We start from the raw sequence: 26,011 nt of genomic DNA, 5'->3' as shown, positions 1-26,011 counted from the left end.
CGCATCAAGGACGGTCCGGACTGTCCGACGGCTGGATCCACCCCAGCGATCGCTCGACGGCCCGTTGCCAGTTTTCGTATTCCGATTCGCGCCGCGCGGAGTCCATGTCGGGCAGCCATTGGCCCGCCCGGTGCCAGTTGCGGCGCAGGACTTCCAGGTCCGACCAGTATCCGGCGGCCAGCCCGGCGGCGTAGGCGGCACCCAGCGAGACGGTCTCGGCGACCATGGGGCGCACCACTGGCACATCGAGGACGTCGGCCAGGATCTGCATGAGCAGGTTGTCGGATGTCATGCCGCCGTCGACCTTGAGCTCATTCAGGGTCAGCGAGGAGTCGGCGTTCATGGCGTCGACGACCTCACGCGTCTGCCAGCCGGTGGCTTCCAGCACGGCTCGGGCCAGGTGCCCCTTGGTGATGTACGAGGTGAGGCCGACGATGACACCGCGTGCGTCGCTGCGCCAGTGGGGTGCGAAGAGACCGGAGAACGCCGGGACGATGTAGCAGCCGCCGTTGTCCTCGACGGTGCGCGCGAGGGTCTCGATCTCCGGCGCGCTGCTGATCAGTCCCAGACGGTCACGGAACCACTGGACCAGCGAGCCTGTGACGGCGATCGGGCCTTCCAGCGCGTAGACCGGGGGCTGATCGGCGATCTTGTACGCGACGGTGGTGAGAAGTCCGTTCCGGGACCGTACGACGTTGGTACCCGTGTTGAGCAACAGGAAGCTGCCGGTCCCGTAGGTGCACTTCGCCTCGCCCGGGGAGAAGCAGGTCTGCCCGAAGAGTGCGGCCTGCTGATCGCCGAGCGCGGCCGTGATCGGGATGCCCGGGAGGATCGATCGGTCCTCCCCATAGCTTTCCGCCGAGGACCGGATCTCGGGCAGCATGGCGCGGGGGACCCCGAAGAACGCCAGGAGCTCCTCGTCCCAGGTGAGCGTGCGCATGTTCATGAGCATCGTGCGACTGGCATTGGTGGCGTCGGTGATGTGCTGACCGCCGGCCGTGCCGCCGGTGAGGTTCCAGATCAGCCAGCTCTCCATCGTGCCGAACAGCACCTCGCCGTCCTGGGCTCGCTGTTCCAGCCCCGCGACGTGGTCGAACAGCCAGCGGATCCGTGGCGCGGAAAAATAGGTCGAGGGGGGCAGGCAGCAGCGTTCCAGGAAGAACTCGTCGCCGGGGTGGTTTCTCAGGCCCTCGACGAGCCGAGCGGTGCGGGTGTCCTGCCAGACGATCGCTCTCCCCAGCGGGGTGCCTGTCCGCCGGTCCCAGAGCACCGTCGTCTCGCGCTGATTCGCGATGCCGAGAGCGGAGACCTCGCCGACGGCGGCGCCGGCGCCGGAGAGGGCCTCGGGCACGACGCGCCGCAGATTGCGCCAGATCTCGAGGGCGTCGTGCTCGACCCAGCCGGGCCTCGGGAAATACTGCTCGTGCTCGCGCTGGGCCACCGACATCAACCGCCCACGGTGGTCGAACAGGATGCAACGGGTGGAGGTGGTGCCCTGGTCAATGGACATCACATACCGTTCAACCATGATCCGGACCGCCTTCCGATGCGTCGAGGATGCGGTGGTGGAGCTACCAGCGGGCCGCCCCCAGGTCTCTGGAGATCGCCCGTGCGGCCTCACGGAGGAGGGTGATCAGGGCCGGCCGGGGCTCACCCTTGGCCTCACAGATCCGCTCGACCGGGCCGGACATGCCGATGGCGCCCACCACGAGGCCCCCGTGCCCCCGGATGGGGGCGGCGACGCCGGCCTCACCCATGCTCATCTCCTGAACCTCGGCGGCCCATCCGTTCTCGCGGATCTCCTCGAGCGCCCGGGTGAGCTCCTCGGGGACGACCAGGGTGTGCCGGGTGTACGCCTCCAGTCCGGCGCCGAGCGCCACCTCCACGGTCGCGGTGCCGAAGGCCAGCAGGACCTTGCCGATCGAGGAGGCGTGCAGCGGCAGCAGCGAGCCCACGTCCAGGGTCTGGAGCGTGTCGTCCGGCCGGAAGACGTGGTGGACGATGAGCACCTTGCCCTCAAGGGGGGTACCCAGGCGGACCGCCTCCCCGCTGCGGGCGGCCAGAGCGTCGGCCCAGTTGATGGAGCGCGACCGCAGCTCGTTGACGTCGAGGTAACTGGTACCGAGGTGCAGCAGCGCCGCCCCGAGCTGGTACTTTCCCGTCGCCGCGTCCTGCTCCACGAAATCCACGTGCTGCAAGGTGCGCAGAATGCCGTGGGCGGTGCCCTTCGCCAGCCCGAGCGACGCGGCCACCTCGCCCAGTCCGAGCCGACGGGGACCGCCGGCGAGCAGACGCAGGATTGCCGCCGCCCGTTCGATGGACTGGACTGGGCCGGCCATAGGACGATTCTAGGCCCGCCTTTACCGGACCACAGCGCACACGATGAGGGTATTTTTCCGGATTCGGGTACTCCGTTCGGTAATGCCGACCGCTGTCCATTGACCGGCCTCGCCTCGCTCCCTAGCGTGCGTTGATGCCGGCGTCCCGTCGGCAGCGCTCGCCGAGGAGGGCACATGGCGGTTCAGCTCAGCGCAGTGGCCCGCAAGGCAGTCGATCATGTCTGTCCTGTGCCGCACACCCCGGAGGCCGTCTCGGTCATGCGCGGACGTGTCCGCGCGGTACTCGTGGACTGGGGCCTTCCCCCGGACGTCACCATGGATGCGCTCCTGGTGGTCTCGGAGCTGCTGACCAATGCGCTCGTCCACGCCCTGCCACCTGCGACGCTGCGGTTGTCGTGGGTCCGCGCCGAGGAAGGCAGAGCCCTCCGCATCGAAGTCACCGACGCGGGACGCGCGCTCCCGGCAAGCCAGCCTGCCGCCCCGGACGAGCACGGCCGGGGAATCGCCATAGTGTCGGCCCTGTCGGCCCGCTATGGCATACGCGTCCACACCGGCGGGATCACCCGCTGGGCGGATCTCCTCGCCGTGTAGGAAGTTGGCCCGGACAGGACGCGGAGCAGCTCAGTCAAGCCGCTCCGCGCCCCGCTCCACAGCAGCCGGGGCCCCTCAGCCCCGCGCCGAACCCGGGCCCCTCAGCCCAGGTCGTAGGTGTGGAACCCCCGGCCCGACTTGCGGCCGAGCAGCCCCGCCTCGACCATCCGCTGGAGCAGCGGCGGCGGGGCGTAGAGGGGTTCCTTGAACTCGTCGTACAGCGACTCCGCGATCGCCGCGACGGTGTCCAGGCCGATCAGGTCCGCCAGTTTGAGCGGCCCCATCGGATGGGCGCATCCCAGCTCCATCCCCGCGTCCACGTCGGCGGCGGTGGCGAAGCCGGACTCGGCCATCCGGACCGCAGCGAGGAGGTAGGGGATGAGCAGGGCGTTGACGACGAAGCCGGCCCGGTCCTGGGAGCGGACCACCGTCTTGCCCAGCGTGCCGGTCACGAACTCCTCGACTGCCGTCACCGCCTCGGGCGCGGTGTGCAGCGATGCCACGACCTCCACCAGCGGCAGGACGGGTACCGGGTTGAAGAAGTGCAGTCCCAGGACGCGGTCGGCGCGGTGCGTGGCCATGCCCAGGCGCATGACCGGGATGGAAGAGGTGTTGGTAGCCAGAATCGCCTCCGGATCCTCGACGATCTTGTCCAGGGCGGCGAAGACCCCGGTCTTCGCATCGGCGTTCTCGACCACGGCTTCGACGACGAGCTGCCGGTCGGCCAGGTCGTCGAGGCTGCCGCTGAACACGAGGCGGGCCAGCGCGTCTTCGGCGGAGACACGGTCCAGCTTGCCGCGCTGGACGGCACGTTCGAGGGACATGGCCACACGTCCCCGGGCCCCGCGGGCCGCTGCGGCATCCGCCTCGCAGACCACCGTGTCGAGCCCGGCGCGGGCACAGACCTCGGCGATCCCGGCCCCCATCCGGCCGCCGCCGACCACGCCGACCCTTGTGAGGGATCCGTTCATGACTGCACTTCCGATCGTCGGACGAGGTGCCTGGCGTATGCGTCGGCGGTGAAGAATGCCGGCAAGTCCCGTACCAGGGCGGTGCGTTCGAAGATGGCGCGGACTTCGTCCACCCGGGCCCACGGGTACTCAGCCCCGAGGGCGGCGATCTCGTCCTCCAGCAGCTCCACCACCGTGTCGCGCTCGACGAGGCCGTGGCGTATCCACTGCCAGATCTGGCAGCGGGCGATCTCTGCGGTGGCGGCGTCCTCCATCAGCCCGTACAGGGCGACGGCTCCGCTGCCGCGCAGCCAGGCGTCGAAATAGCGGACGGCGACGGCGATGTTGGCACGGACCCCCTCGGGGGAGGGCGGGCCGGCGGTGCGGCGGACGGCGACGAGGTCCGCAGCGGTGACGTGAACGTCGTCGCGGGTGCGCTCGATCTGGTGGGGCCGGTCGCCCAGCACGCCGTCGAAGACATCACGGCAGACGGGGACGAGTCCGGGGTGGGCGACCCAGGAGCCGTCGAAGCCGTCCTCGGCCTCGCGTTCCTTGTCGAGCCGGACCTTGGCGAGGGCCGCCTCGTTGGCTTGTGCGTCGCGGCTGGGGACCTGGGCGGCCATGCCGCCGATGGCGTGGGCGCCGCGCTTGTGGCAGGTGCGTACGAGGAGTTCGGTGTAGGCGCGCATGAAGGGGGCGGTCATGGTGACCTTCGCCCGGTCCGGGAGGACGAAGTCGGGGCGGTGGCCGAGGTTCTTGATCAGGCTGAACAGGTAGTCCCAGCGCCCCGCGTTGAGCCCCGCGCTGTGTTCGCGAAGCTCGTGGAGGATCTCTTCCATCTCGAACGCGGCGGTGATCGTCTCGATGAGGACGGTGGCGCGGACGGTGCCGCGGGGGATGCCGACCAGGTCCTGCGCGAGGACGAAGACGTCGTTCCACAGGCGGGCTTCGTAGTGGTTCTCCAGCTTGGGCAGGTAGAAGTACGGGCCGCGGCCGGCGTCGATCTGCCGCTGCGCGCAGTGGAAGAAGTACAGCCCGAAGTCGACGAGCGAGGCGGGAACGGGGCGGCCGTCGATGACGAGGTGCTTCTCCGTGAGGTGCCAGCCCCGCGGGCGGACCATGATCGTCGCCAGGTCGTCGCCGAGCCGGTACTCCTTGCCTTCCGGCGTGGTGAAGTCGATGCGGCGCCGACAGGCGTCGAGCAGGTTCAGCTGGCCACCGATGATGTTGTCCCAGGTCGGCGACGTGGCGTCCTCGAAGTCCGCCATCCACACCTGAGCCCCGGAGTTGAGGGCGTTGACGGTCATCCGCCGCTCGGGCGGGCCGGTGATCTCCACCCTGCGGTCGGTGAGGCCCGGAGCCGGTGGGGCGACCCGCCAGTCGGGGGCGGTGCGGATGGCCGGGGTGGCCCGCGAGAAGTCGAGCGGAGTGCCGGAGGCGATCCGCTCGGTGCGGCGGCGCCGCTCGGCGAGTAGTTCGAAACGCCGGCCGGCGAAGGCAGCGTCGAGGCGGCCGATGAACTCGAGCGCGGCGGGAGTGAGGATCTCGTCGTGACGGTCACCCGGTGTGCCGAGGACCTGGACTGTGCTGGTCAGAGCAGTGGTTGACATGCAGGTCTCCTCGAGCGGAGCGGTGGCGGGCAGGAAAGAGACGGTCGTCGGCCCTCACCTGGACACGGGCCGACCGGACGGGGAGGGCCGAGCCGAGCCCCGGCTCGGCCCGCCCCGTGATGCTCAGTGGAACTGCTCTTCCTCGGTGGAGCCGCTCAGCGCGGTGGTCGAGGAGGCGGGGTTGACGGCGGTGGAGACCAGGTCGAAGTAGCCGGTGCCGACCTCGCGCTGGTGCCTGACCGCGGTGAAGCCGTGCCGCTGTGCCGCGAACTCCCGCTCCTGCAGGTCGACATAGGCGGTCATGCCGTGCTCGGCGTAGCCGCGGGCCAGGTCGAACATGCCGTGGTTGAGCGAGTGGAACCCGGCCAGGGTGATGAACTGGAAGCGATATCCCATGGCGCCCAGCTCGCGCTGGAACTTGGCGATCTGATCGTCGTCCAGTGCGGCCTTCCAGTTGAAGGACGGCGAGCAGTTGTACGCCAGCATCTGGTCGGGGTACTGCGCGTGGATCGCCTCGGCGAACTCCCGTGCCTGTGCCAGGTCCGGGGTGCCGGTCTCGACCCAGATCAGGTCCGCGTACGGGGCGTACGCGAGGCCGCGGGCGATGACCGGCGCCATGCCGTTCTGCACCCGGTAGAAGCCCTCGGCGGTGCGCTCCCCCGTCACGAACTGCGCGTCGCGCTCGTCGACATCGCTGGTCAGCAGGTTGGCGGCGAGCGCGTCCGTACGAGCCACGATCAGCGTCGACACATCGGCGATGTCCGCAGCCAGCCGGGCGGCGTTGAGCGTACGGATGTGCTGCGCCGTCGGCACGAGGACCTTGCCGCCGAGGTGTCCGCACTTCTTCTCGGAGGCGAGCTGGTCCTCGTAGTGGATGCCTGCGGCACCGGCGGCGATCATCGCCTTCGTCAGCTCGAAGGCGTTGAGCGGGCCGCCGAAGCCGGCTTCGGCGTCGGCGACGATCGGCGCAAGCCAGTCCGTGGTGTCCGTGCCGCCCTCGGCAGTCGCGATCTGGTCGGCGCGCAGCAGCGCGTTGTTGATCCGGCGCACCACCTGGGGCACCGAGTTGACGGGGTAGAGGCTCTGATCGGGGTAGGTGTGGCCGGCCTGGTTGGCGTCGGCGGCGACCTGCCAGCCCGACAGATAGATGGCCTGCAGGCCGGCCTTCACCTGCTGCACCGCCTGGCCGCCGGTCAAGGCGCCGAGCGCGTGGATGTAGTCCTGCTCGTGCAGTTGCCGCCAGAGCCGCTCGGCGCCGCGCCGGGCCAGGGTGTGCTCCTCTCGGACGCTGCCGCTGAGCCGGACGACCTCTTCCGCCGTGTAGGTGCGCTCGATGCTCTTCCACCGCGGGTCTGTCGCCCATCGCTGTGCCAGCTGCTCGGCCGTCGCCGTCGTCGTCTCTGCCTGTGCCATGACCGTCTCCCGGGTTCGTGTGAAATCACACGGTTCTTGTGAAGTGTGCGTAAGGCCTGTCACTGAGTGACCTGCTACGGATACGGCCCGCCGTCCCTCCGGGTGTGTGAAGCGGTGAGCAATACGTCCGGACCGACGGGCCGGAGGCCGAGATGCGCGACGTCAGGGCGCGAAATCGTGCTCGGCTTTCCGGCTCGGTCGCCGGGTCCGGCGGGCCGCACTCAGACTCTGACAGTGGCACTCAGTGCCATCAAGCGTGGCCGTCTGCTAACTTCTGCGAATCTTCACCGGCCGGTTTGCCAAGGTTGCAAAGATCCGCGGGGCGCCTTGTGCGCTTACGCTGTGGGCTGCGGAAGGGGACGGGATGAGCAAGACATACGCGGGGGCGCGACTACGGCGGTTGCGCGAGGAGCGCCGGCTCAGCCAGGCAGAGCTGGCTCGCGTTCTGGCGATCTCACCCAGCTACCTCAATCAGATGGAGCACGACTCCCGGCCCCTCACCGTGCCGGTCCTGCTGAGGCTGACCGAGGCGTTCGGTGTCGACCCGGGGTTCTTCTCGGAACGTGACACCAGCAGACTCGTGGCCGACCTCCGAGAAGTGCTCGCGAACGAGGTCACCACGGCCCGGGTGTCGCCGTCCGATCTCGCCGAACTGGCATCCCGTATGCCGGCCGTGGCCTCGGTCCTCCTCGATCTCGGCCGGCGCAGCCACGCCCTGGCAGAGCGGCTGGCCGAAGCGGCCGACGGTCGCGGCAGTGAGGACCCGGCCGTGCCGCGCTCCCCGCACGAGGAGATCCGCGAGTTCTTCTACCGGCGGCAGAACTACCTCCATGACACCGACCTCGCCGCCGAGGAACTGGCCCGTGGTGTCGGCGTCCGCCCCGGTGAGGTGGTGCCAGCGCTCTCCGCACGGCTCGTCGAGCGGCACGGAGTGCGTTTGGCCACGGATTCCGACCGGCTGCATCACTTCGACCCCGCCGCCCGGGTGCTGCATCTGTCCAACCGACTGCGGCCCGGCCAGCAGGCGTTCCGCATGGCCACCCAGCTCGCCCTGCTCGAGTTCGGCGACGAGCTGTCCGCGCTCGCATCGGAGGACTACGAGGAAGGCTCCGCCACCTGGTCACTCGCCCGGATCGGCATCGCCAACTACTTCGCCGCCGCACTGATCCTCCCGTACAGCGCATTCCACACCGCCGCCGAGGAGGTCCGCTACGACATCGAACGGCTCACCGACCGCTTCGGTCTCGGCTACGAGACCGTCTGCCATCGCCTCAGCACCCTCCAGCGGCCACGCCTGCGCGGCGTGCCGTTCTCCTTCGTACGAGTCGACCGCGCCGGCAACATGTCCAAGCGCCAGTCCGCCACCGGCTTCCACTTCTCCCGCGCCGGCGGCACCTGCCCCCTGTGGAACGTGTACGAGGCATTCGCCGCGCCGGGGCGCATCCATGTGCAGATCGCCTCGATGCCCGACGGACAGCGCTACCTGTGGACCGCCCGTGCTCTCACCCGCCACCGCGGCGGCTGGGGCGAGCCCGGCAAGACATTCGCCATCGGCCTCGGCTGCGAGGTCCGCCACGCCTCCCGGCTCGTCTACTCCGACGGACTCGACCTCGGCAACACCGCCGCAGCCACTCCCATCGGCATGGGCTGCCGGATCTGCGAACGCCTCGACTGCCCGCAACGCGCCGTGCCGCCCCTGGGCCGACCGCTCACCATCGACGAGAACAGCAGCACCTTCGTGCCCTATCCGGTCGCAGACGGGCCGGAACGATAAGTCTGGTGTCCCGCCAGGCCATTCCCGGAAGCACGCAGTCGTCGGGCCTCCGGTCTCCTCAACCGGAACGTGCTGGGCAACTGCCCCTGCGCACAGGCGGGTTGGGACCGGGCGGAGCTTCCGGCGCCCACGCCGGAAAACGGGGGTCGTGGCTCGGTCTGTGGCTCCCCCATCCGAGCGGGGTGCCGAACCCGTCCGGCATGGCACCAGGGCCCGCGGCGACACGCGGCGGATGCTGATGACTCCAACCCCGCAGGAGAGGCCCGTGAACGACCCCAGCCATCGAGGAACCCGAAGGCCGGCATCCACCGGAGAAGGCGACGGCAGCGCCGGTCAGGCCGGGGTCATCGGCATGGGACTCGCCGCTGTGCTGACGATCGCATTCGCGCAGGGTTCCTGGCAGTGGTTCGCCACATTCATCGGGGTGACCCTTCTTGCTGTGATCTTCGCCTTCCACCGACGGCCGGCATGGACGCCCGACATCAGATCGGCATACATGCGCGGTCTGGTCGCGTATTCGCTGATCGTCGGCCTGTGCGTAGCGATCGCGCTGGCCCCCATGCTGCAGCGCTGGGCTTGGCTGTTTCCGATGTCAGGCACTCGTAGCGAGTGCGCTGAGATGGGCAGGTACGAGGCCATCCGGTCGGGGGCCGCGCCGGCGAACCTGACCGGTCGCGACGGCGCTGTCCTGGCGCACGCACAAGAGGCCCAGAGTCGTAAGGCCGTTGCCGACTGCCTGGCAGCCACGACGACCCTGTGGCTGCCCCTGTACGGAACCGGGGCAGCCGTGCTGGTGGGTGCGGGCGTGTGGTTCTGCGACCGGGCTCGGACGAGGAAGGGGCCTGCGCCGAACTCCTCATCGCCGGGGCCGGTCAACGCGGGAACGTGACAGGACTGCACGAAGTCGTGACAGGACTGCACGAAGTAGCTGCCGGGACCCTTCTCCTACCGCCACGTCTTCTCTCACCGCCACGTCGGCCATGAGGCAGTGCGCGCGGCCTAGAGAATCCCTCGCTCGCTGGCGCGGGCCAGCGCCTCAACGCGGTTGCGCGCGCCCAGCTTTTCCAGCGTTCGCTGGAGGTAGGTCTTGACCGTGTTCCTCGTCAGCCCCAGAACGCCTGCGATCTCCGGGTTCGTCTCGCCCATCGCCACCCTGCGCAGGATCTCGTACTCGCGGCGGGTCAGCCCGCTCTCCTTGAGCCTTCTGGCCAGCAGCACATTGAGGAGATGGTCCGGGCTGGTCCGAACAACTCGTTCCCCGGCGTTGACCCGGCGGACGATGTCCACCAGATCCGATCGTTCGGCGTCCTTGACGACCACGGCGTGCGCTCCGGCGCCGAGCGCCTCCTCCAGAGCCGCGTGCTCCGGGTAAGCCGTGAAGATCACCACCTTGACACCGGGGACATGGGTCCGCAGTCCCCGGATCACCTCGGGGGCGAGCATGTCGGGAAGGCGCAGATCGAGCAGCACGACATCCGGCTTCAGGCGTTCCGCCTCAACGACCGCTTGCCGGCCGGAGCTCGCGTATCCCGCCACCGTGATCCAGGAGGCGTTGCCCAGCGCCAGCGCGACGCCGTCGCGGACAATGGGGTGATCATCCACCACAAGCACATGTACGGTCGTTTCGTTCACGCCGGCACCCATGCCTGGACGGTGACGCCACCGTCCTCGTTGCGGAAGACGTGGACCTTGCCGCCCACCCGTTCCAGGCGCTCGGACATGGCGGACAGGCCGAGGCCATGGGAGTGCCTGCCCTTCGGCGGCAGGCCGACTCCGTCATCCGCGATGGTCACGCAGACTCCCCCGGACAGGGTGAAGACGCTGACCACCACGGAACGGGCCCGCGCATGCTTCTCGACATTCAGCAGCGCCTCCCGTATCGCGTTGGTCAGTGCCTTGACCGGGGCCGGCCCAAGAACCGGCACCTCGGTGACAATGATGAGGCGGGCGATGACCCCGGTACGCTCCTGGAAGGCCCGGCAGTCGCCGCGCAGCGCGACTCCCAGGGCGACCTGCTCCGGCGGCGCGTTCAGCGCATAGAGGGATACGCGCAGCGCGGCGGCGGCCTGAACGGCCTGCTCCTCCAGGTCACTGAGCCGTGCCTGCACGCTGTGCTCGGCCGACAGCTCGTCGGCCAGGGTGCGGATGCCCGCCCCCAGGGAGAACAGCATGGCCCCCATGGTGTCGTGGAGTTCCAGCGCGAGCCGACGTCGTTCCTCGTGTACGGCGACCTCGGCCGCATGGCGGGCCCGCTCCGCGACGACGGCGGCGGCGGCGGCCCGGCTCGCCGCCTGTTCCAGGGCCTGGGTCGTCCGGTCGCTGAACGGGGCGGTCTCCCGGTTGGAGCCGTAGAGGACACCGAACAGCCGGCCTTCGTGGATCACGGGCACAGCGATCATCGCGCCCAGGCCCTCCGTCTCGGCCTGGGCCTTGAAGTGGTGGGTGATGGTGTCGGAGCTGCGGTAGTCACTGACCCACAGGGGCCGGCGCCGGAGCATGACCTGCCCGCCGAGACCGCATCCGGAGGGTACGACCAAACCGTTCACGGCGGGGGTCCGGGTGTTCACCGTGTGTCCGAGCACGATCCGGTCCTCGCCGTCCGGTTCGCCCACCCAGGCCACATCGACCCCGCTCAGCTCGGGCACATCGTCCACGACCCGGTGCATGGCGATGGACTGGTCGAGCAGGCCGAGCATCTGGCTGTATCCCTCGGTGAGCTCGAACAGAGCGCTCGGCAAAGGCCGCTCCCGCCCCTTGCCTGCCTCGTCTGTCATGGTATGTCGCCTCACGCCTTGCGGGACCGTGTCCAACGCGCTCGTGCTCCGCTGCACACATGGTGAACTGTGCCGGCCGATGAGTCCATCTCCGAATGGAGACCTCTGAAGTCACACCTCCCCCTGGAGCTACCCGCCCTCCCCGGCGGAACCCAAGCTCTCGCCCATCGCCACAGCAGGCGATGAAAGCGACGGAGGTCTGATGCTCCAGGTACGCAATGCAACGGGCCTGCGACCCGTCACGGGGAACCGAGGCCGAGGATGACCACGGAAATGTCCCGCCGTCCCGCCTTCCCCAGCACCATGCAGGACGTGCCGCTGCTCGTCCGCAGGCTGCTGGAGAACGGCACGAACCTGCACGGCGGCAGTGAAGTGATCACGGCCACCGCCAACAACGGCACCAGGACCGCCACCTACGCCCAGGTCGGCCGCAACGCCGCCAGGCTGGCCCACGCGCTGGCCGGCCTCGGCGTACAGCCGGGCGACCGGGTGGCCACGTTCATGTGGAACAACCAGGAGCACCTGGAGGCGTACCTCGCCGTACCCGCCATGGGCGCTGTGATCCACCCCCTGAACATCCGCCTTTTCCCGGAACAGCTCACCTACATCGCCAACCACGCCGAGGACACGGTGGTCATCGTCGATGACTCCCTCCTGCCGGTCTTCGCCGAGCTGCTGCCCGACCTGCGTACCGTGCGGCATGTCGTCGTCAACGGCGAGGCGAAGTCCTCGGTCCTGCCCGACGGTCCGGCCGCCGTACACGACTACGGCCGACTGCTGGAGAAGCGGTCCGAGACGTACGACTGGCCGGACCTGGACGAGAACCAGGCGGCAGGCATGTGCTACACGTCCGGCACCACGGGTAATCCCAAGGGCGTGGTGTACAGCCACCGTTCGCTGTACCTCCACTCGCTGGGCATCAGCCTGCCGGACCTCATGGGCATCTCCTCCCGCGACCGCCTGCTCGCCATCGTCCCGCAGTTCCACGCCCAGGCCTGGGGCCTGCCGTACGCGGCTTTCCTGACCGGCGCCTCGCTCGCCATGCCGGACCGGTTCCTGGCCCCCGCGCCCCTCGCGGAGTTCATCGCCGCCTCCCGCCCCAACAAGGGAGCGGGTGTGCCCACGGTGTGGCAGGGCCTGGCCGGCCATGTCGCCCAACACCCGGAGGCCGACATCTCGTCCCTCCAGGAGGCCGTCGTGGGCGGCTCCTCCTGCCCGCCGTCCCTGATGCGGACCTACGAGGACGAGCTCGGCATCCAGTTGCTGCACGCCTGGGGCATGACCGAGGTGTCGCCACTGGGCGCCCTGGCCCGCGTACCCGAAGGCGCGGAGGGCGAGGACGCCTGGCGCTACCGCCTCACCCAGGGCCGCTTCCCGGCGCCGGTGGAGGCCCGCCTCATCGGCCACGACGGGACGGTCCTGCCCTGGGACGGCCGCAGCACCGGCGAGCTGGAAGTGCGCGGCCCGTGGATCACCGGCTCGTACTACCTCGACGACGACCCGGAGAAATTCCACGACGGCTGGCTGCGGACCGGTGACGTGGGCACGATCGCCGCCGACGGCTTCCTCACACTCACCGACCGTGTCAAAGACGTGATCAAGTCCGGTGGGGAGTGGATCTCGTCCGTCGAGCTGGAGAACCACCTCATGGCGCACCCGGGCGTGGCCGAGGCGTGCGTCGTCTCCGTCCCGGACGACAAGTGGGGTGAGCGCCCCCTGGCCGCGGTGGTACTCCGGCCCGGCAGCACGGCCACCCATGGGGAGTTGCGGGGCTTCCTCGCCGGAAAGGTCGCCGCATGGCAGCTCCCGGAGCGCTGGGCGCTGATCGAGGAGGTGCCCAAGACATCTGTCGGCAAGTTCGACAAGAAAACGGTGCGCAAGCGGTACGCGGACGGGGAGCTGGAGGTGGACGTCATCACATAGCCCCTTCTCCCCCGTCACGGACCATCCGTCCCCTGACCGATCCAGGACACGCAATGAGCCGCATTCCCCTGCATCCCGAACAGGATCCGTATCCGGTGCCGGCCCTGTATCTCAGCCGACTCGACCATGAGTCCTTGTACTCCAACTCCGAACTGCGCCGGGCGATCGCCGAGACCGTCCCGGAACTCGACGAGCCGGGCGTGCTCGGCCGCCGGTACGCCGAAGCCCTGCGCCAGGCGGCGGCAAGGGGCGGCGGCATGAGCGAGGTGCGTCGGAGGTGGGCCCTTCGCATGGCGGAAGACCTGGCCCGCGACCGGACCGGCGAGGCGCACCGGGCCACGGGCCGGCCCGCCGCCGACCGCCGTGCCACGTCGCCGGAAGGGGCGTCGTGATCCCCTCGTTCCCACCGCCCCCGCCGTGGGAACCGGGTACGCCCCACCAGCCGGATCCGCTCCGGGAAACGGGCCCGCCACGGAAACCGGTGATGTCCGTCTTCGAGCAACTCCAGACCGACCAGGGCCTGCAGCGACTGCGGGCGGCACGCCGGCGCCCGGTCTTCGCCGTCGCGGGGGCTGTCGTCGCGCTGTATGTGCTCAACGCGCTGCTGGCCGGCGAGGCGCGGGGCTTCATGGCCGTGCAGGTGGCCGGACCGCTGAACATCGGTCTCATCCTCAGCCTGATCCAGTGCGTCACCACCGTCCTGGCCGTCTGCTGGTACACGCGTCACGCCAGGACCTTCCTCGACCCTGACGGCAGGCGTCTGAGGGCCCGCTTCGAGAAGAGAGACAACGCGCGGTGACCACAGCTCTGCCACTCGCCGCCTCCGACGCGTTCCCCGTGTTCGTGGTCTTCGCCGTCTTCGTCGCCAGCACGCTGTTGCTGGCCATCTGGGTCACGACGGACCGGGTCACGCCGGGCGACTTCTACATCAGCGACGGCCGACTGACCCCGGCCCGGAACGGCATCGCCCTGTTCGGTGACTACATGTCGGCCGCGACCCTGCTCGGCTCCCCGGGCGTGATCGCGCTGACCGGGTACGACGGCATCCCCTACCTGCTGGGACCGATCGTCGCCTGGGTCGTGATGCTCCTGCTGGTCGCCGAGCCGTATCACAGCACCGGCCGGTTCACCATCGGCGACAGCCTCGCACGGCGCCTGCGCCCGCGGCCCGTCCACCGGGCCGCGGGGGTCGCCACGCTCGTCATCTGCCTCGTGTACCTCGTCGCTCAACTGGTCGGCGCCGGGGCGTTGGCCGCGCCCATCCTGGGCCTGGAGGGACAGGGGGCGCGACAGGTCATGGTCGCCTCGCTCGGACTACTGATGATCATCTACGTAGTGATCGGCGGGATGCGGGCGGCCACCGTGATCCAGTTGGTGAAGGCCGTCATCCTGCTGGGCGGGGGCGCCTTCCTGGCTTTCCTGGTCATGTCGAAGTTCAGCTGGAATCCCGCGGGGCTGCTGAACCGGGCGGCGGGCAGCAGCGGCTTGGGGGACGCCTTCCTCCAGCCCGGTGTGCGCTACGGCGACGACAGGGTCAGCAAACTCGACTCGCTGAGCCTGCAGTTGGCGGTTCTGCTGGGAGCGGCCGGACTGCCGCATCTCCTCATGCGGCTCGGCGCGGTGCCCACCGCGCGCGCGGCCCGCGGATCGGTCCAGTGGGCGACCTACCTGACGCTCGCGTTCTGTCTCCTGGCCGGGGTGATGGGATTCGGTGCCGTGGCGCTGCTGGGCAGGGGCACCATCACGGCAGACAGCGCCTCGGGCAATTCGGCCACCCTGCTGCTGGCCGAGTTCCTGGGGGGCGCGTTCCTCGTCACACTCGTCTCCTGTGTCGCTTTCACCACGGTCCTGGCCGTGGTCGCCGGGCTTGTCCTGACTGCCTCAACCGCGCTGGCACACGACGTCTACCAAGTCGGGTTCAAGAACGGCAAGGCGTCACAGAAGAGTGAACTCCTGGTCGCCAAGGGCTCGGTGCTGCTCATCGGTCTCGTCGGGACAGTGCTGTCCATGTACGCCCAGGGCCTGAACATCTCGTTCATGGTGGGTCTCGCCTTCGCCGTCGCGGGGTCCGCGATCCTGCCCGCGCTCCTCTACAGCATGTACTGGAAGGGCTTCACGACGAGAGGAGCGCTCTGGAGCATCTACGGGGGGCTCTTCGCGTCGGTGGGGCTGGTGCTGCTTTCCCCGGCCGTGTCGGGAGGTCCGACGGCACTGTTGCCGGAGGCGGACTTCGCGTTCTTCCCCCTCAGCAATCCCGCTGTGGTCTCGATCCCTCTCGGCTTCCTGCTCGGCTCGCTGGGGTCGCTCCTCGACCCGAGGGAAGTGGACGGGGCGGAGTTCACCGAAGCTGAGGTCCGCATCCTCGCGGGAGCCGGAGCCGTCCCGGAATACGAGCCGGCTGCCGGAGCGCCGCCCGACGGGCCGGAGCCGGCACCCCGATGGGGCTCCCGCTGAGAGGCGCCTGAGCCCAGAACTCCCGCACGGGCGCCGGGTCTGCGTTCCGGCGACGAGGCGGTTGCGCGCAGTCCGCAGCGGTGCGCAAGACGCCGGGAGGGGGCGTGCGCCATTACGACCATGGGGGTGCCCGGGCGTGTCCCGGGCACCCCCGTCATCGTCACCGCCAGACCTCTCCACCGGCGCCCGTCCTCTCCTGCCGGCCGCGTTGTGCCGGTCATGAGCCGACCGTCCGGCTCAAGTACCGCGTGGCTTGGCGAGGGGGGTTTCAAGCCTCGTCCCGTCGTTTCCTCGTCGGCTGTATGGACAGCATCACCCCTGAATGGAACGCTCACTACAGAGCAACGCAGTTGGCGCCGCAAGAGCGCGTCCTTTCTCGGCCGGACGGCGTCGACAGGCACGGCCCGACACGAACGAACTGGTGATCGCGTTCGTCCGCCCTTCCCTCTCGCCGACTCACCGCAGGTCCGCGACGGCGTCGGCAGCCGGACGTCCACCGCTCTGCCTTCCTCCGCAGAAGCGGACGGAACCCAACAGAGGAGACCGATGAGATTCCGCAGCGTACGACGTCCCGTTACCCGAGCCGTGACCGCCGTCGCGACGACCGTCTCCGCACTGCTGCTGTCGGTCGGCGCGCCTCCGGCGGCCTCCTCCGACTCCGGCCACGACCCGCTGGTCGTACGTACGGCGCATGGCATGGTCCGCGGCGCTGTCCGGCCCGAAGGCGGCCGCGTCTTCCAGGGCATTCCCTTCGCCGCCTCCCCCACGGGGGACTTACGCTGGCGCTCGCCCCGGCCCCCCGAGCCATGGTCCGGCGTGCGGGACGCCACCGCACCGGCCAGTCCCTGCCCCCAGTTGCCGCTGACACTGCTCCCTGACGGGGGGCCGGTCCTTCCGGGTGACTCCAACCGCACCGGCAGTACGTCGGAGGACTGCCTGTACCTGAATGTATGGACCCCGCCCCGTACCGCCGGCAGGACACTGCCGGTGCTGGTGTGGCTGCACGGCGGCGGCAACTCCTACGGCGCCGGCAGCGACTACAACGGAGCGGCGCTTGCCGCGCGGGGTCTGGTCGTCGTCACCGTCAACTACCGTCTCGGAGCACTGGGTTTCCTCGCACACCCCGCCCTGTCGGCCGAGAGCACCCACCAAGCCTCCGGCGACTACGGACTGATGGACCAGCAGGCCGCGCTGCGCTGGGTACAGCGCAACATCGGTGCGTTCGGCGGCGACCGGACCAGGGTCACGCTCGGCGGCCAGTCCGCCGGGTCCCTGGACACCTGCCTCCACATCGCCTCGCCGACCGCACGGGGTCTGTTCCACCAGGCCGTCCAGCAGAGCGGCAACTGCGTTTCCGCCGACGCTCTCAACCCACTCCCCCTCGCCGCCGCCGAGAGAAGGGGACAGAGCTTCGCGGCGTCGGTCGGCTGCACCGACCCGTCCCGCGTACCGGCGTGCCTGCGCGCCGTACCGACCGGGGCGCTCATCCGCGGTGCACCGGGGGCGACTTCCCTGTGGACGCCGAACACCGGACCGTCCATCCTTCCGATCCCGCCGCACAGGGCGTGGGCCGAGGACCGGGTGAACGCGGTCCCGACGCTGAACGGCAGCACGCATGACGAGTACCGGTACTTCACGGCGCTCAACGTGGACCTGCTCGGCGGCGGGCCACTCACGCCCCAGACCTATGCCGCCTTGATCAGGCTGCAGCAACCGGACCGGGCTGCGGCCGTTCTCGACACGTATCCGGCGTCCGCCCACCCCTCCCCGAACCTGGCCTATTCCGCCGTCGGCACCGACCAGCGGTTCGCCTGCCCCGCGCGTGCCGACGACCGCCTGTACAGCGGCCGGGTCCCCGTCTACGCCTATGAGTTCAACGATCCCCAGGCACCACCGTTCATCCCGGCGCCGCACACTCCGCAGGGCGCCTTCCACGCGTCGGAACTGGCCTATCTGTTCCCGATGGACGCCCTGCCACTCACTACTGCGGCACAGCGCCGGCTGTCCGTCACGATGACCGGATACTGGGCCCGCTTCGTCGCCACCGGCAACCCCAACGGGCCCGGCGCCCCCATCTGGCCGCGATACACCGCCGACCGTGACCGCATCCAGGTTCTGGCTCCGGACCGCACCGCTCCCACCACTGGTTTCGCGGCCGACCACCACTGCGCGTTCTGGCAGCCGGACGCCACCTCCTGACGGAGCCCACACTGTGCGCGGCAGGTCCGCATCCGTCGCACGGGTGGGATCCCTTGGGCGGCCTCCGCCCCGCAACTACGGGGAGCCGCCCCGGGTCCCGCAGGATCCTCGCCTCCTCCTCGGCAGACCGTGCTTCCGGGCCACCGCCGTGAGCTGTCCCGGCCTACCTCACCGACAACCAACAGTTGACGACACGACCGTGACGCGTGTCGCCGAGGGAGCCCTCGTCACAAAACGCCGTGGTGGGAGGCGAGGGCCATCAACGCGATGCGCAGCGGCTCGATCTCGAGGGAAGTGGCCGGTTCGAACCAACGGGCCACCGCGGTTCCGCTCGCCGTTCTGAGCGTGAAGCGGGCGAGTTCGCCCGACACCTCGGGGTGATGGCTCAGGTCGAATACGACGCTCAGGGAATCCTGGGCCCAGGCCAACAACGCGTCGCGGTAGTGGCGCAGTTCGGCCAGGGCCGCCGTACTGGCGTCCTGCCGCAACATGCCCACCGCGAGCAGCAGCTCCAGGCTGTGCGGGTGGCGTTGGAAGCTGTCCCTGATGGATCCGAGGAAGGCGTCCAGCCGCTGCGCAACGTCAGCGCCGGGTACGTCGACCGGAGGAAGGGCCGCCAGCAAGGAGATTCTTGCGCGTTGGAGCACCGCGACGTAGATGCCGTCCTTGCTGCCGAAGTGCCAGTAAATAGAACTGGCGGGGAGTCCGCATGCGGCGGAGATCATCGATATGGACGTGGCGGCGTAACCGTGCTGGGACATCAGCTCGGTTGCCGTGCCGAGAATCGCGTCGTGGGACCGCATGCCGCGATCCCGAGCCGATGCCTCCGTCATACGCCGACTCTAGATCAGCCGCGGACCTGAGGAGAGTCCCCGGGGCGGTCGGCCCGATGGAGCGCACAACCGCCCGGGATGTGCGCTCTTCGCTCGGACCGCACAGAGCCGGCCTCGCGGCCGCCATTGTTCGGGGAATGTACGGGCGTCGGCGCGGCCGCCTGGAGGGCGGCTTGATGTGGTTAGCATCGACGGGGTAGCCGCACGTGAGAGGCAGTGATGACGGAGTCCAGGGGCCTCGTGCTGATCGTCGAGGACGAGCGCCACATCGCCGATGTGCAAAGGCTCTACTTGGCGCGCGAGGGCTTCGGTGTCCACGTCGAGACCGACGGGATTGCCGGGCTCGCGGCCGCGAGACGGATGCACCCGGTGGCGATCGTGCTGGACATCGGTCTGCCGGGCCTGGACGGCATCGCCTTCTGCCGTGCACTGCGTGACGTCGGCGACTGGACGCCGGTGCTGCTGGTCACCGCGCGCGGTGAGGAGGCCGACCGGATCCTCGGGCTCGAGTTGGGGGCGGACGACTACCTGACCAAGCCGTTCTCACCGCGCGAGCTGGTCGCCCGGGTCAAGACCGTGCTGCGCCGGGCGGCCGGGCCGCCGGGGCAGACCGAGAGCGTCGGCCGGCTCAGCGTGGACCCGATCAGCCGCACCGTGCGCTGCGACGGCGAGCCGGTCGAGCTCACCGCCACCGAGTTCAACCTGCTCACGTACCTGCTCCAGCACGTGGGCCAGGTCTTCACCCGTGAGCAGCTGCTCGCGCGGGTCTGGGGGTACCCGGGCTACCGCGACACCCGGATGGTCGACGTCTTCGTCTCACAACTGCGCGCCAAGCTCGGCGAGGCGAGCCCGATCCGTACGGTCCGCGGCGTCGGCTACAGCGCGACGGCCTCCGGCAGGTGAACCGCCCCCGCTCCCGTCGTGGCTCGCTCGCACGCAACATCGTGGTGCTGACCACCGTGGTGGCAGCGCTCGCGGCGGCGTTGACCGGGCTGATCGCCTGGCAGACCGCCGAGCACGGCGCGGAGCGGCGCGAGCGCGACCAACTGAAGCGCCAGGCAACGGTGCTGAGCCGCCTGCCCGCCATGTCCGAAGCCCTTTTTACCGGCGCCCAGGTGCTGGCCGGGCCGAACAGCGTGCAGCTGGCCGTCATCGCCCCGGACGGAACGGTGAGCGGAACCGCTACCCCAGCCGTCGACATGGCGTCGAAATCGGACCTGCTGGCGGGAGAGCCGGTCTCCACCAACAGCGTCCTGGGCGGCCAGGACGTGCTGCTGGTGGGGCAGCCGGGCGTGCGCGGCGGCGCGATCGTGCTGACCGAGCCGTACACGGTCGTCACCCAGAACACGAACCAGATCCGCCGCAATGTGATTGCGCCGCTGATCGTCGGGATGCTCGGCGCGGCACTGGCCGGAGCGCTCCTGGCCCGCCGCATCGCCCGCCCGCTCGCGACGGCCGCACAGATCGCGCACCGGCTCGCCGACGGCGAACGCGGGGTACCGGCCCCGGTCGACGGCCCACGGGAGACCGCGGACATCGGGCGCGCCCTCAACGTCCTGGACGAAGCGCTGGCGCACAGCGAGAACCGGCAGCGGGAGTTCCTGCTCTCCGTCTCCCACGACCTGCGCACCCCGCTGACCGCGCTGCAGGGATACGCCGAAGCACTTGCCGACGGCCTGGTCGAGCCGGACCAACTGCCCGAGGTCGGCGGCATCCTGGCCGACGAGACCCGGCGCCTGGACCGCTTCCTGGGCGACCTGCTGGACCTGGCCCGGCTGGAGGCGGACGACCTCCGCCTCGACACGGCCCCGACCGACATCTCCGCACTCGTCGCCGAGGCCGCTGCCTTCTGGGCCGGCCCCTGCGCACGCCACGACGTCGACCTACGGCTCGAGCGGTCCGGGCATCCCGTCGTCACCACGGACGCCTTCCGGGTTCGCCAGCTGATCGACGGCCTGGTGCAGAATGCCCTACGGGTCACGCCCGAGGGCGCACCCCTGGTCCTCGCCGTCCGCGCAGCTGCGGGCGGCGCGGCCGAACTGCAGGTCCGCGACGGTGGACCCGGCCTGAGCGACGACGACGTCCGCATTGCCTTCGACAGCGGCGCCCTCCACGAGCGCTACCGGGGCACCCGCCCGGTCGGCAGCGGCCTGGGCCTGGCCATCGCCCACCGCCTGACCGGCCGCCTCGGTGGCGTCATCGGTGTCGAAGGGCACGGCCCGGAAGGCGGCGCCTGCTTCACCGTCACCCTCCCGCCGTCACCCGACGGCGCTTGAGAACTCGCGAGCCCTCGTCCGGGCGCGCAGCCGCCCGTACATTCCCCGAACAATGCGCCAAAGGCCCCCTTACACGCGCCGCGCACAGTGAGGCCCCATGAAAACCGAATCGGCCGAGGGGCCTGGACTGCTCCACCGGAGCGGGCGCTGGTGCGCCCGGCACGCCTGGCGGGTTGTCGCGGTGTGGGTGCTTCTCCTTGTCGGCCTCGGGCTGGCCAACCACAAGTGGGGCGGCACCTTCGCGGACAGCTTCTCCCTGCCCGGCACCAGTGCGCAGACCGGTGCCGACCTGCTCAAGGCCCACACCAGCACTTCCGGTGGCACAGCCGCCCCGATCGTGATCAAGTCCGACCGGGGTTCGGTCGCCAGTCACCGGGCCGCGATCGACGCGGCCGTCAACAACCTGGATCAGCTGCCGAACGTTCTCTCGGTGGCCGACCCGCTCACCACGCCCGGGGCGGTCTCCGCGAACGGCGACATCGCCCAGATGACCGTCCGCTTCAGCAGCAACCCGGCGAGTTTCGACCGCTCCTATCTCGCCCGGGTCGACACCGCCGTCGAGCCACTGCGCACCGACCACGTCACCGTCGAATACGGGGACCCGCTCGGGCAGCTGGCCGCGCCCAAATCTGCCGACCGCGCCTCGGAGGCCATCGGTCTGGCTGTCGCCGTCCTCGTGCTGCTGATCGGCTTCGGCAGCGTCGCCGCCACCGGACTGCCGCTGCTGACGGCCGTGCTCGGCCTGGCCGTCGGCCTGGGCGGCCTCGGCCTGCTCGCCTCGCACTTCAGCTTCGCGCAGGCGTCCCCGACCCTGGCCGCGATGATGGGCCTCGGCGTCGGCATCGACTACGCGCTCTTCCTCGCCACCCGCTACCGCGCCCTGCTGCACTCCGGGATGGAACCCGCTGAGGCGGTCGGGCGCACCGTTGCCACCAGCGGCCGTGCCGTGCTGGTCGCCGCCGCCACGGTTGCCATGGCGCTGGGCGGGCTCTACGTCTCCGGCATGAGCTTCATCGGCACCCTCGGCGTCGCGGCCGGGCTCAGCGTCGTCGTGGCCGCGGCAGCGTCCGTGACACTGACCCCCGCACTGCTGGGTCTGCTCGGCCGCCGCATCGACCGCCTTCACGTGCGCACGCCGGTCGCCGAACCCACCGGCGAGTCGGACGTGTGGCACCGCTGGGCCGTCAAGGTCAGCCGGCGCCCCTGGCTCTTCCTGATCAGCGGCCTGCTCCTGCTCGGCACACTCTCCATTCCGGTCGCGTCCCTGCAGCTGGGCCACGTCGACGCCGGAGCACAGCCCACCGGCCGCACCGACCGCCGTGCCTACGACCGGATCACCGAGGGATTCGGCCCCGGCGCCAACGGGCCCCTCACCGTCGTCACCCACCTCGACAGCCGGCAGGTCGCCAGCCGGACCGAGCGCCAGGACCTCGCCACCTCGCTCCGGCACACACTGGCCGCCGTGCCTGGCGTCGCCTCCGTGACACCCCCGGCCCCCAGCCCCGACCACGACCTGCTCATCACCACCGTCACCCCCACCACCGGCCCGCAGGAGCAGGCCACCACCGACCTGATCCACACATTGCAGAACGACACGGTGCCGCAAGCGCTGTCCGGCACCGGTGCCACCGGCTACATCACCGGCACCACCGCCGCCACCCAGACCTTCACCGATACCCTCGTCGCCAAACTGCCCCTGATCATCGGTGTGGTCGTCGCCGCCGCGTTCCTGCTGCTGCTCACCGTCTTCCGCAGCCTGCTGATCGCGCTCAAGGCCGCCGTGCTCAACCTGTTCTCCATCGCCGCCTCCTACGGCGTGGTCGTCGCGGTCTTCCAGTGGGGCTGGGGCGGCGCGCTGTTCGGCGTCACCGAGAAGGTTCCCGTCGAGTCCTACGTGCCGATGATGATGTTCGCCATCGTCTTCGGGCTCTCCATGGACTACGAGGTCTTCCTGCTCTCCCGGATCCGCGAGACCTGGCTGCACCGAAAGGACAACCACCTGGCCGTCGCCACCGGTCTCGCCGCCACGGCCCGCGTCATCACCTGCGCAGCGCTGATCATGACCAGCGTCTTCCTGGCGTTCCTGCTCTCCACGAACGTCGCCGTCAAGATGCTCGCGCTCGGCCTCGGCGTCAGCGTCATCATCGACGCCACCGTGGTCCGCCTGATCCTGGTGCCCGCGTCCATGTACCTCTTCGGGCGCGCCAACTGGTGGCTACCCGGCTGGCTGGACCGGCTGCTTCCGCATCTCGACCCGGAAGGACCCGCCGCCACGCCCACCTCCCCGCCCGTACCCGCCCCCGCGCCTGCACCTGCACCTGCACCCGCGCCCGCGCCCGCCCGAGGAGACCAGCGATGAAGCACCGACTGATGAAGACGCGGGCAGCCATGCGCCGCCACCTCGTCCTCACGGTCTCGACCACCGTGGTCCTGGTAGCCGCCGTCGCCACGGGCGTCGCCGAGTTCACGGCCCGCAACATGATCCAGAACCGCATCGCCGAAGCAGCCCCCTCCCTCGGCGACAACGTGGCGGTCAGCGTGGCCGGCGACTGGGCCCTGTGGGACCTGGCACACAAGAACATCCCCAGACTCGACATCAGCAGCGACGACGCCCACCTCGGACACCTCTCCCAGGTCTCCGTACACGCACGGCTCGACGACGTCCGCCTCGGCAGCGCGGCCACCGTCGGCAGCACCCACGCCCAGGTGACCGCCCGGACGCAGTCCCTCGCCGCCGCGATCCAGACCGCCGCCCCGTCCGTGCCGGTCGCCTCGGTCACCACCGATCCGGCGAAGGGAACCATCCTCGCCGCCGTCGGCCCGGCCGGTGCCGGACAGCTGACGCTGCGTCCCGTACTCAGGGACGGGAAGGTCACCCTCGCCGTCGACGGGCTCACCGTGTTCGGCCGCTCCGTCCCCACCAGCAGGCTCGGGACGGGGAACGGCGGCCCTGGATCGGCGCCGGGCGCGCAGAAGGACTACCCGCTCGGACTCAAAGCCACCTCCGTGCACGTCCAGCCGGACGGCCTGCACATCGCCCTGACGGGCGGCCCCAGCACCCTGGCCGGCGCCTGACGACCGGATACGCCACACATCAGCGGGGCTTGCAGCGCTGCAGCATGCCGGACGGCCGAGTACTGACGGGAAGCTGACGGCCGGTTCGCCGCCGCGTCAGGAGCACGTCATGGTGTGCGGCTCCGGTGTCAGAAGGACCTCAGCAAGGCCGCGCGATCCGTCAGTACGGCACTTCCATGAGACAGCCCGCTCCTTCCCCACTCCCATTCACCCCTGACCCAGCCCCCACGCTCGTCTCATGGTGGTCGCGCGCACACTGACCCTCCGAACTGTGGTGTCCCACCACATGTGACCCTGACCTGCGTCTTCCTACGGTGTGGCGACACGCAAACGTCCCCGCCAACTGTCCGGAAGTGGTGTCCATGGCCGCCCCCGCAACCGCTCCACCAGCACCCAGCTCACTCAAGCGCATCGTCGCCGCGAGCCTCATCGGCACCACCATCGAGTGGTACGACTTCTTCCTCTATGGATCGGCCGCGGCGCTGGTCTTCAACAAGCTGTTCTTTCCCGGCTCCGACCCGCTCGTCGGAACCCTGCTGTCGTTCCTCACCTACGCCGTCGGTTTCGCCGCCCGGCCGCTCGGTGCGCTCGTCTTCGGGCACTACGGCGACCGGCTCGGCCGTAAGAAGCTGCTGGTGCTGAGTCTGCTGCTGATGGGCGGGGCGACCTTCGCCATCGGGCTGCTGCCGACGCACGCGACCGTCGGCAGCGCCGCGCCCGTACTGCTGACCGTGCTGCGGCTGGTGCAGGGATTCGCGCTCGGCGGTGAGTGGGGCGGAGCCGTGCTGCTGGTGTCGGAGCACGGAGATGCCGAGCGACGCGGGTTCTGGGCCTCGTGGCCGCAAACGGGCGCGCCGGCCGGGCAGTTGCTCGCCACCGGGGTGCTCTCCGCGCTCACCGCGCTGCTGTCGGACGCCGCGTTCACCTCGTGGGGCTGGCGCATACCGTTCCTGCTCTCCGGTGTTCTGGTGGTCGTCGGTTTGTGGATTCGTCTCTCTGTCGATGAATCACCGGTCTTCAAGGCGGCGTTGGCGCAGGCCGAGGAGCGCAGGGCGGCAGCGGGCCAGGTCGAGAAGATGCCGCTCGTCTCCGTGCTGCGACACCACTGGCGCGATGTGCTGGTGGCCATGGGGGCCCGGATGGCGGAGAACATCAGCTACTACGTGATCACCGCGTTCATCCTGGTGTACGCGACGACCGCGGTGGAACTGAGCAAGCAGACCGCGCTGAATGCCGTACTCATCGCCTCTGCCGTGCACTTCGTGGTGATCCCGGCGTGGGGCGCTCTGTCGGACCGCATCGGGCGCAGGCCCGTGTATCTCATCGGTGCGATCGGGGTCGGTGCCTGGATGTTCCCCTTCTTCGCGCTCATCGACAGGGGGAGCTTCGGCAGTCTGCTGCTCGCCGTCACGGTGGGACTCGTCCTGCACGGGGCGATGTACGCGCCGCAGGCGGCCTTCTTCGCCGAGATGTTCTCGACGCGTATGCGCTACTCCGGGGCCTCCATCGGTGCGCAGTTCTCTTCCGTCGCGGCCGGTGCGCCCGCGCCGTTGATCGCGACCGCGCTGCTCGCCGACTATGACTCGTCGACGCCGATCGCCTTGTACGTCATCGCCGCGGCACTGCTCACCGTGGTGGCCATCGGCTGCGCCAAGGAGACCCGGCATCGCGATCTGACCGCTCTCGAGCCCGAGCCGGCGGAGAGCACTCCGGCGACCCGGCCGGCGGATGCACGGACTGCCTGAGGGCCCGCAGTTGTACGGATCGAACGCACCGCGCGGGCCCCGAAGGGGGTCGGCG

21 protein-coding genes are annotated in these 26,011 nt (G+C 69.9%); 13 read left to right on the top strand and 8 right to left on the bottom strand.

Going from position 1 to position 26,011, the window contains the following annotated elements:
• Window positions 1-4: 4 nt before the first annotated feature.
• Window positions 5-1,528 (bottom strand): glycerol kinase GlpK, encoded by a 1,524-nt coding sequence (glpK, locus tag ACWDZ6_RS25120; protein WP_451504620.1) that lies wholly within the window; start codon window positions 1,526-1,528, stop codon window positions 5-7.
• Between the two features lie 43 nt (window positions 1,529-1,571).
• Entirely contained in the window at window positions 1,572-2,339 is a 768-nt protein-coding gene (locus tag ACWDZ6_RS25115) for an IclR family transcriptional regulator (RefSeq protein WP_451504619.1), read from the bottom strand.
• A 174-nt stretch (window positions 2,340-2,513) separates the two neighbouring features.
• On the opposite strand from ACWDZ6_RS25115, the gene ACWDZ6_RS25110 reads away from it, so the two are divergent.
• Window positions 2,514-2,930 carry an ATP-binding protein gene (locus tag ACWDZ6_RS25110; protein ID WP_451504618.1) on the top strand — a complete coding sequence of 139 codons (417 nt, stop codon included), beginning with the start codon at window positions 2,514-2,516 and terminating at the stop codon, window positions 2,928-2,930.
• Between the two features lie 101 nt (window positions 2,931-3,031).
• Here ACWDZ6_RS25110 and ACWDZ6_RS25105 read toward each other — a convergent pair whose 3' ends face one another.
• The 3 genes from ACWDZ6_RS25105 to aceA all read right to left on the bottom strand — a co-directional run bounded on the left by ACWDZ6_RS25105 (window position 3,032) and on the right by aceA (window position 6,903).
• On the bottom strand, window positions 3,032-3,901 hold the full coding sequence (locus ACWDZ6_RS25105; RefSeq protein ID WP_451504617.1) for a 3-hydroxybutyryl-CoA dehydrogenase: 870 nt from the start codon (window positions 3,899-3,901) through the stop codon (window positions 3,032-3,034).
• A complete protein-coding gene (gene aceB, locus ACWDZ6_RS25100) occupies window positions 3,898-5,490 on the bottom strand; it encodes a malate synthase A (protein WP_451504616.1) in 1,593 nt (530 codons plus the stop codon). Before aceB ends, ACWDZ6_RS25105 begins: the two co-directional genes overlap by 4 nt.
• 123 nt (window positions 5,491-5,613) lie before the next feature.
• Window positions 5,614-6,903 (bottom strand): isocitrate lyase, encoded by a 1,290-nt coding sequence (gene aceA, locus ACWDZ6_RS25095; protein ID WP_451504615.1) that lies wholly within the window; start codon window positions 6,901-6,903, stop codon window positions 5,614-5,616.
• A gap of 364 nt (window positions 6,904-7,267) precedes the next feature.
• On the opposite strand from aceA, the gene ACWDZ6_RS25090 reads away from it, so the two are divergent.
• A complete protein-coding gene (locus tag ACWDZ6_RS25090; protein ID WP_451504614.1) occupies window positions 7,268-8,677 on the top strand; it encodes a short-chain fatty acyl-CoA regulator family protein in 1,410 nt (469 codons plus the stop codon).
• A 265-nt stretch (window positions 8,678-8,942) separates the two neighbouring features.
• Window positions 8,943-9,566: a hypothetical protein gene (locus ACWDZ6_RS25085; protein WP_451504613.1), complete on the top strand. Its 624-nt coding sequence runs from the start codon at window positions 8,943-8,945 to the stop codon at window positions 9,564-9,566.
• 110 nt (window positions 9,567-9,676) lie between these two features.
• Here the strand turns inward: ACWDZ6_RS25085 and ACWDZ6_RS25080 are convergent, their stop codons facing one another.
• Together ACWDZ6_RS25080 and ACWDZ6_RS25075 are read right to left on the bottom strand one after the other, a co-directional pair.
• Window positions 9,677-10,309 carry a response regulator transcription factor gene (locus tag ACWDZ6_RS25080; protein WP_366732422.1) on the bottom strand — a complete coding sequence of 211 codons (633 nt, stop codon included), beginning with the start codon at window positions 10,307-10,309 and terminating at the stop codon, window positions 9,677-9,679.
• Window positions 10,306-11,451: a GAF domain-containing protein gene (locus ACWDZ6_RS25075; protein WP_451504612.1), complete on the bottom strand. Its 1,146-nt coding sequence runs from the start codon at window positions 11,449-11,451 to the stop codon at window positions 10,306-10,308. The genes ACWDZ6_RS25080 and ACWDZ6_RS25075 overlap by 4 nt, the downstream gene beginning before the upstream one ends.
• Before the next feature lie 273 nt (window positions 11,452-11,724).
• Here ACWDZ6_RS25075 and ACWDZ6_RS25070 point away from each other — a divergent pair, with 273 nt between their 5' ends.
• The 5 genes from ACWDZ6_RS25070 to ACWDZ6_RS25050 all read left to right on the top strand — a co-directional run bounded on the left by ACWDZ6_RS25070 (window position 11,725) and on the right by ACWDZ6_RS25050 (window position 18,027).
• Complete coding sequence (locus tag ACWDZ6_RS25070) at window positions 11,725-13,374, top strand: long-chain fatty acid--CoA ligase (protein ID WP_451504611.1); 1,650 nt, start codon at window positions 11,725-11,727, stop codon at window positions 13,372-13,374.
• Between the two features lie 53 nt (window positions 13,375-13,427).
• The gene (locus ACWDZ6_RS25065) at window positions 13,428-13,766 is read left to right on the top strand and encodes a hypothetical protein (RefSeq protein ID WP_451504610.1); all 339 of its coding nucleotides are present in this window, start codon (window positions 13,428-13,430) and stop codon (window positions 13,764-13,766) included.
• Between the two features lie 92 nt (window positions 13,767-13,858).
• Window positions 13,859-14,173, top strand: a complete 315-nt coding sequence (locus ACWDZ6_RS25060; RefSeq protein WP_451504609.1) for a DUF485 domain-containing protein — start codon at window positions 13,859-13,861, stop codon at window positions 14,171-14,173.
• A complete protein-coding gene (locus ACWDZ6_RS25055; protein WP_451504608.1) occupies window positions 14,170-15,828 on the top strand; it encodes a solute symporter family protein in 1,659 nt (552 codons plus the stop codon). Before ACWDZ6_RS25060 ends, ACWDZ6_RS25055 begins: the two co-directional genes overlap by 4 nt.
• A 546-nt stretch (window positions 15,829-16,374) precedes the next feature.
• A complete protein-coding gene (locus tag ACWDZ6_RS25050) occupies window positions 16,375-18,027 on the top strand; it encodes a carboxylesterase/lipase family protein (RefSeq protein ID WP_451504607.1) in 1,653 nt (550 codons plus the stop codon).
• A 227-nt stretch (window positions 18,028-18,254) separates the two neighbouring features.
• Here the strand turns inward: ACWDZ6_RS25050 and ACWDZ6_RS25045 are convergent, their stop codons facing one another.
• The gene (locus ACWDZ6_RS25045; protein WP_451504606.1) at window positions 18,255-18,860 is read right to left on the bottom strand and encodes a TetR/AcrR family transcriptional regulator; all 606 of its coding nucleotides are present in this window, start codon (window positions 18,858-18,860) and stop codon (window positions 18,255-18,257) included.
• A gap of 219 nt (window positions 18,861-19,079) precedes the next feature.
• Between ACWDZ6_RS25045 and ACWDZ6_RS25040 the strand changes: the two genes are divergently transcribed.
• The 5 genes from ACWDZ6_RS25040 (at window position 19,080) to ACWDZ6_RS25020 (ending at window position 25,956) form a co-directional block, all read left to right on the top strand.
• Complete coding sequence (locus tag ACWDZ6_RS25040; protein ID WP_451504605.1) at window positions 19,080-19,763, top strand: response regulator transcription factor; 684 nt, start codon at window positions 19,080-19,082, stop codon at window positions 19,761-19,763.
• Window positions 19,760-21,136 carry a HAMP domain-containing sensor histidine kinase gene (locus ACWDZ6_RS25035; protein ID WP_451504604.1) on the top strand — a complete coding sequence of 459 codons (1,377 nt, stop codon included), beginning with the start codon at window positions 19,760-19,762 and terminating at the stop codon, window positions 21,134-21,136. Before ACWDZ6_RS25040 ends, ACWDZ6_RS25035 begins: the two co-directional genes overlap by 4 nt.
• A gap of 97 nt (window positions 21,137-21,233) precedes the next feature.
• The gene (locus ACWDZ6_RS25030; protein ID WP_451504603.1) at window positions 21,234-23,495 is read left to right on the top strand and encodes an MMPL family transporter; all 2,262 of its coding nucleotides are present in this window, start codon (window positions 21,234-21,236) and stop codon (window positions 23,493-23,495) included.
• Entirely contained in the window at window positions 23,492-24,211 is a 720-nt protein-coding gene (locus ACWDZ6_RS25025) for an LmeA family phospholipid-binding protein (RefSeq protein WP_451504602.1), read from the top strand. Before ACWDZ6_RS25030 ends, ACWDZ6_RS25025 begins: the two co-directional genes overlap by 4 nt.
• A 362-nt stretch (window positions 24,212-24,573) precedes the next feature.
• The gene (locus ACWDZ6_RS25020) at window positions 24,574-25,956 is read left to right on the top strand and encodes an MFS transporter (protein WP_451504601.1); all 1,383 of its coding nucleotides are present in this window, start codon (window positions 24,574-24,576) and stop codon (window positions 25,954-25,956) included.
• Window positions 25,957-26,011: the final 55 nt, after the last annotated feature.

This window comes from Streptomyces sp. NPDC002926 (assembly GCF_053591755.1).
The sequence above is the reverse complement of the archived record's forward strand: the minus strand, read 5'-3'. Positions and strand labels throughout refer to the sequence as shown.

Excerpts from the sequence above, each read along its gene's own strand:
- glpK (WP_451504620.1), bottom strand. The coding sequence starts at position 1,528 with ATGGTTGAACGGTATGTGATGTCCATTGACCAGGGCACCACCTCCACC.
- ACWDZ6_RS25115 (WP_451504619.1), bottom strand. The coding sequence starts at position 2,339 with ATGGCCGGCCCAGTCCAGTCCATCGAACGGGCGGCGGCAATCCTGCGT.
- ACWDZ6_RS25110 (WP_451504618.1), top strand. The coding sequence starts at position 2,514 with ATGGCGGTTCAGCTCAGCGCAGTGGCCCGCAAGGCAGTCGATCATGTC.
- ACWDZ6_RS25105 (WP_451504617.1), bottom strand. The coding sequence starts at position 3,901 with ATGAACGGATCCCTCACAAGGGTCGGCGTGGTCGGCGGCGGCCGGATG.
- aceB (WP_451504616.1), bottom strand. The coding sequence starts at position 5,490 with ATGTCAACCACTGCTCTGACCAGCACAGTCCAGGTCCTCGGCACACCG.
- aceA (WP_451504615.1), bottom strand. The coding sequence starts at position 6,903 with ATGGCACAGGCAGAGACGACGACGGCGACGGCCGAGCAGCTGGCACAG.
- ACWDZ6_RS25090 (WP_451504614.1), top strand. The coding sequence starts at position 7,268 with ATGAGCAAGACATACGCGGGGGCGCGACTACGGCGGTTGCGCGAGGAG.
- ACWDZ6_RS25075 (WP_451504612.1), bottom strand. The coding sequence starts at position 11,451 with ATGACAGACGAGGCAGGCAAGGGGCGGGAGCGGCCTTTGCCGAGCGCT.
- ACWDZ6_RS25070 (WP_451504611.1), top strand. The coding sequence starts at position 11,725 with ATGTCCCGCCGTCCCGCCTTCCCCAGCACCATGCAGGACGTGCCGCTG.
- ACWDZ6_RS25065 (WP_451504610.1), top strand. The coding sequence starts at position 13,428 with ATGAGCCGCATTCCCCTGCATCCCGAACAGGATCCGTATCCGGTGCCG.
- ACWDZ6_RS25060 (WP_451504609.1), top strand. The coding sequence starts at position 13,859 with ATGTCCGTCTTCGAGCAACTCCAGACCGACCAGGGCCTGCAGCGACTG.
- ACWDZ6_RS25050 (WP_451504607.1), top strand. The coding sequence starts at position 16,375 with ATGAGATTCCGCAGCGTACGACGTCCCGTTACCCGAGCCGTGACCGCC.
- ACWDZ6_RS25045 (WP_451504606.1), bottom strand. The coding sequence starts at position 18,860 with ATGACGGAGGCATCGGCTCGGGATCGCGGCATGCGGTCCCACGACGCG.
- ACWDZ6_RS25040 (WP_451504605.1), top strand. The coding sequence starts at position 19,080 with ATGACGGAGTCCAGGGGCCTCGTGCTGATCGTCGAGGACGAGCGCCAC.
- ACWDZ6_RS25030 (WP_451504603.1), top strand. The coding sequence starts at position 21,234 with ATGAAAACCGAATCGGCCGAGGGGCCTGGACTGCTCCACCGGAGCGGG.
- ACWDZ6_RS25025 (WP_451504602.1), top strand. The coding sequence starts at position 23,492 with ATGAAGCACCGACTGATGAAGACGCGGGCAGCCATGCGCCGCCACCTC.
- ACWDZ6_RS25020 (WP_451504601.1), top strand. The coding sequence starts at position 24,574 with ATGGCCGCCCCCGCAACCGCTCCACCAGCACCCAGCTCACTCAAGCGC.